This is a genomic window from Janthinobacterium aquaticum (genome assembly GCF_009208565.1).
Classification (GTDB): domain Bacteria; phylum Pseudomonadota; class Gammaproteobacteria; order Burkholderiales; family Burkholderiaceae_D; genus Janthinobacterium.
The window spans coordinates 1-304 of the sequence record NZ_WFLK01000049.1 but is presented as its reverse complement, the minus strand read 5'-3'; the positions used below and the strand labels follow the sequence as shown (position 1 = coordinate 304).

Genomic DNA, 304 nt, shown 5'->3' with positions numbered 1-304 from the left:
ACGATACCGACGGCACCACCGTGCTCGGCACGGCCGTGGCCACCGGCGGCGCGTGGAGCATCACCAGCAGCGCACTGGCTTCCGGTACGCACAGTCTGAGCGTCAAGGCGGTGGATGCGGCCGGCAATAGTAGCGTCGCCAGCGCCGCGCTGTCGATCAACATCGACACGATCGCACCGGCAGCGCCAAGTGCCCCGGTATTGGCGCTGGCTTCCGATAGCGGCAACTCCAGCACCGACGGTGTCACCAACGTCACCACGCCTACCGTCACTGGCACCGCCGAAGCGGGCAGCACCGTCACGCT

1 protein-coding gene is annotated in these 304 nt (G+C 67.8%); it reads left to right on the top strand.

Annotated elements, in window-relative coordinates; translation table 11 throughout:
- On the top strand, positions 1-304 hold a 304-nt coding region (locus GCM43_RS25950; protein ID WP_193315750.1), incomplete at both ends, for an Ig-like domain-containing protein.